The following is a 4,537-nucleotide window of genomic DNA, read 5'->3' as shown; positions in this document are numbered from 1 at the left end:
CGGGCGGACCGGCCAGCACCGGGAAGCACCGGTGCTGGCGGCAACGGGCCACTACGCCGGCGGCGTGGTCGGGCGGTTCGAGCAGCGAGACGAACTCCCCGCCAACGGCTTCGGCGATGACGTGCGTGCCGATCAGCGATGTCGCGATGGCCGACTCCTTGCTGACCGCAGCCGCACCGGTGTTGTGCACTGCGACCGTAGCGCGGTGCAGGCCGTCATCGGGCTCGACGTCGACGCTCAGCGCTGCGTGCACAGCGTGACGGGTGCGCACCAGCCGGCCACCTTCGACCGGTTCGACGTCAGTGCCGCCGGGTACGGTCACCGGAAGTGTCCACTGCGCCGGCGTGTCAGCAAATTCGAAGGGGCCGAACGGCAACTCGACTTCTACGGCCTCATCCCAGGACAGGATGCACCCCGCTGGTGTGCTCAGCTCGCCGACCGCCTGGTAACCGCCGATGTCAACAGCGCGCTCGGCCTGGCGGTGCTGCAACTGCAGGAAGCGCAGCACCAACGTGACCGCGTTCGCGCCGTCGACCACGAATTGCGCCGAGAGGGCGTTGTCCTCGCCGATGCCGGTGTCGGCTGCACCGGATGGACCCAACACGCCCCACTGCCAACGTGATTGGTTCTTATTCGACGAGGCGCGATACGGATAGAGCAGGTAGCCCTCGTAGAGCACCGCATCCGCCACGGCACGGGCCCGATCCCAACGTGCGGTCATCGCGCCTCCTCGGGCTCACGCGCCTCGGCCAACAGCGCGGTGACCGCGTGGTCGAGATCGAGCAGTCCACGGGACGACTTGTAGGCGGCCAGCGCGGTGACGGTGTCGTGGCTCAGCCGCACCCACCCGGTGTTCGGATAGTGCTGCGCGATCAGGTCCCGCCACACCGACACCGGCATCGCGTAGCGATCCTCGCATTCCCAGGACACCTGCTGGACCGAGAACCCCCGTTCGGACTTGACGAAAACTGTTCCGCTGAACAGGAACTGCAACGGTACCGTGCCGTGACGCAGCGCATGCAGATATTTGGCGCCGGTCACTTCGAAGTCGTAGCTGGCCTCCATCGGTAGCCCCACCTGGGTGGTGTCGGTGAATCCCGGCACCATCGCCGCGCAGTGCTGCCAGAGAAACGTGCGCTGGGTGGACGCCCAGCGTTCCCTGGGACCGAACAGGTCCAGCAGGCCGGCCGCCTCCTCGTCGGTGTAGCCGCGTCGCAGCGGTTCGATACGGACCTGGCAGCGCAACGCGATCGCGTGCACCGGGCTGTCACCGGTGGCGGCGACACCGACCCGGGCGGTGAGGATCGGAGCCACCGCATAGGGCTCGGGTGCCACATCCAGGACGGTGAACGTCAGTTCAGTCACCGTGGGACCACCGTTGCGTGTCCCGCCACCCGGTCGAAGAAGTCGCGGACGCATGCGCGGGCCTCTTGGCCGCCGTCGAAACCACGCCACAGGGTCCGCAGCCGGCCCACGAATTCATAGCAGGTGTCGATCGGGACCAGATAGCACTCCGGCGATCGGTTTTCGTCGCCAGGCACCCGTACGAGCAGGGCTTCGGTGTCGTCGGACAGCATCCCCACCCGCGGATCTGCGGCTTGGATGTCGGTCCAGGCCTCCAGGGCCAGCTCCGATTCGGTGGCGCCGGCCGGGCCCGGGTAGAACGCGACGGTGCGGTCCAGCGCAGAGTTCCGTAAAAAGAACGCATAGCCGACCGGGATCTGCAACGCCTCCCAGGCGCGGCGATCCAATGCGAAGTCGGGGAAGGCCAGATACCGGTCCGGGACCGCACGGTAGCGAAGTTCGGCCTGGGAGTCGGTGAACAGCAGATAGCACGACCGGCAGACGCACATCAGTTGCCGGCCCGCCACGTTGACTACGTGCTGATGGCTGTCTTCGATGGGCTCCGAACACATTTCGCAGCGTTGACCGACCGGAGCGGGTGCGCTGCGGTTGGTGATACGGGTAAGCACGTCGTACGGGCTGGTCATGCCGGCGCACCGATCGCTTCGGCGGGCAGTGCCAACGACGGCACCCCGTCACGAACCAGCAGCGGCAGCGGATCCAGGTGGACCGACACGTCGTCCAAGCCGGCGCCTGCGTGCACAGCATCGAAATGGTTGTGACATCGCGGACAGCGCAGGAGCGCGTCGCACAGTTCGGCGCCGGCCAGGGACCCGTCGCACACCGGGCAGTGGTCCCGGTACACGCAGACCTGCTCGCCGACGCGGCAAGCCAGCACCACGGTATCGGCGACCTCGAAGCCGCCGACCTCCCCTGGCGTCAGTTCGGCGAGTTCGGGCACCTGATACCACGCGGCCGATCGGCTGCCATCGGCATGGATTTTCGCGAACAGCGACGCGGCTGGAATCACCGTCGATGTCGATTCCGGTTCCGCTGAAACGACTTCGATCGACGATATCTCCGGCGCGGCGGTGCCGATGGCGTCTTCGACCGTTAGTTGCAGCGTCACCGCCGATGACGGACAACCCTTGCAGCTACCGGCGAACTCAAGTTGGACGGTGTCACCAATGATCTCGAGCAGGTGCACGTCGCCGCCGTGCGACCCCAGATACGGGCGCACCCGCTCCAGCGCGTCCGACACCCGCCGGCGCAGGTCGTGCGGGTGCAGACCGTGCACCAGCAGCAGGCTGGCCACCAGATCGTCGGCGGCCAGCCGGTCGATGACCGCCGAGTTACCGATCAGATCCACGATCCGGGCCAGAGCCGCGCCGTAGAGCTCGACTACCTCGCTGACCAGTTGCTCGGCCCGCTCACGGGCGGCGACCCCACCCGCCGAGGTGGCCTCCAGCAGGGTCTGGATCCGGTCGCCCGCGGTGCGCCATTGCCCGTCGATTTGAGACTCCTCCGCTCGACCGGCCACGGCCCACCCCCGGTTCACTCCGCGCCGGCCGAACCGGTGGGTGAGTGCAGCCGCTCCAGTGTCTTGCCCTTACCGAGGTACATGTGCACACCGCACGGCAGGCAGGGGTCGAAGCTGCGCACCGTGCGCATGATGTCGATGCCCTTGAAGTTCTCCCGGCTGTTCTCCTCGAAGATCGGTTGGCCCTGCACCGCGTCCTCGTACGGGCCGGGAGTGCCGAAGGAATCGCGCGGGCTGGCGTTCCACGGGGTGGGTGGGTACGGGTGGTAGTTGGCGATCTTGCCGTCCCGGATCACCAGGTGGTGGCTGAGCACCCCACGCACCGCCTCGGTGAAACCGCAGCCTATGCCTTCCTTGGGCACCTCGAACTTCTCCCAGGTCTTGGTGCGCCCGGCCCGGATTTCCGCTAACGCCTTCTCGCAGAAGTGCAGCGCGGACGCCGCGGCGTAAGCCTGGAAGTAGGTCCGCGCCCGGTCGCGTTCGATGGTGTTGGACCCGTACTGCGGGATCTTCCACTCGAAATCGACCGGCCCCTTGAGCGCGGTCTTGGGGAGGTGGATCTGCACACTGTGGCCGGTGGACTTGACGTAGTCGTGGTCCACCAGGCCGGCCAGCGCGGTCGGCCAGAGCCGGGCCAGCGGGCCGCCGCCGGTGTCCAGGGCCAGGTGGTCCTTGCCGTCAAACCAGCGCGGCGACATCACCCAGCTGTACTTGCCGCCGTCCAAGTCCCGCTTTTGCGGGTGCGGGTTGGTGGTCTGGTTCCACGGGTGCCGCCGGTCCACCGGGTTGCCCAGCGGGTCGCGTTGTACGAACATCTCCTGGTCGGTCCAGTCGTCGTAGTAGGAACTGCCCAACAGGATCCGGATGCCCAGGTTGATGTCGACCAGCGAGTGGGTCACCAGCTTGCCGTCCACCACGACGCCGGGGGTGACGAACATGGCGTTGCCCCATCGCTCCATGTCCTTGTAGTCGAAGTTGCACACCTCGGGGTCCTGGAACGAGCCCCAGCACCCCAGCAGGGTGCGGCGCAGGCCGACCTTGTCGTAACCGGGGATCGCCTCGTAGAAGAAGTCGAACAGGTCGTCATGCATGGGCACGGTCTTCTTCATGAACTCGACGTAGCGCATCAGCCGGGCCATGTAGTCGGTCATCAACTGAACCGTGGCGGTGGTGCCGATGCCGCCCGGATACAGCGTCGACGGGTGCACGTGCCTGCCCTCCATCAGGCAGAACATCTCCCGGGTGTACCGGCTGACCTGCAGTGCCTCCCGGTAGAACTCCCCGGAAAACGGGTTGAGCGAGCGCATGATCTCGGCGATGGTCTTATACCCGTGCATGTCGGCGTGCGGAGCCGGTGTGTTTTCTGCCCTGCTCAGCACGCCCGGGTTGGTCTCGGAGACCATCTTCTCGCAGAAGTCAACCCCGACCAGGTTCTCTTGGAAGATGTTGTGGTCGAACATGTACTCGGCGGCCTCGCCGAGGTTGATCAACCACTCACCGAGGTGCGGCGGTTTGACGCCGTAGGCCATGTTCTGCGCGTAACAGGAGCAGGTGGCGTGGTTGTCACCGCAGATCCCGCAGATGCGGCTGGTGATGAAGTGCGCGTCGCGGGGATCCTTGCCCTTCATGAAGATCGAGTAGCCGCGGAAGATC

4 protein-coding genes and 1 pseudogene are annotated in these 4,537 nt (G+C 66.4%); all 5 read right to left on the bottom strand.

The window, feature by feature from the left end:
- A pseudogene (locus AC2VON_RS16190) lies at positions 1-721 on the bottom strand (hypothetical protein); the annotation flags it as partial.
- Positions 718-1,419, bottom strand: a complete 702-nt coding sequence (locus AC2VON_RS16185) for a DUF6084 family protein (protein WP_486953868.1) — start codon at positions 1,417-1,419, stop codon at positions 718-720. The gene AC2VON_RS16185 and the pseudogene AC2VON_RS16190, both read right to left, overlap by 4 nt.
- Entirely contained in the window at positions 1,362-1,991 is a 630-nt protein-coding gene (locus tag AC2VON_RS16180) for a DUF5947 family protein (RefSeq protein WP_486953867.1), read from the bottom strand. Before AC2VON_RS16180 ends, AC2VON_RS16185 begins: the two co-directional genes overlap by 58 nt.
- Entirely contained in the window at positions 1,988-2,884 is an 897-nt protein-coding gene (locus tag AC2VON_RS16175; RefSeq protein ID WP_486953866.1) for a NifU family protein, read from the bottom strand. Before AC2VON_RS16175 ends, AC2VON_RS16180 begins: the two co-directional genes overlap by 4 nt.
- Before the next feature lie 14 nt (positions 2,885-2,898).
- On the bottom strand, positions 2,899-4,537 hold a 1,639-nt coding region (locus AC2VON_RS16170), incomplete at its 5' end, for a nickel-dependent hydrogenase large subunit (protein ID WP_486953865.1).

The sequence above is a fragment of the Mycobacterium sp. TH-M82 genome, from assembly GCF_057473605.1.
Note: the sequence above shows the minus strand (reverse complement) of the source record. Positions and strands in the feature narration are given on the sequence as shown.

What these genes read in the sequence shown, in the direction of transcription:
- AC2VON_RS16185 (WP_486953868.1), bottom strand. Translation starts at nt 1,419, where the DNA reads ATGCGTCCGCGACTTCTTCGACCGGGTGGCGGGACACGCAACGGTGGT.
- AC2VON_RS16180 (WP_486953867.1), bottom strand. Translation starts at nt 1,991, where the DNA reads ATGACCAGCCCGTACGACGTGCTTACCCGTATCACCAACCGCAGCGCA.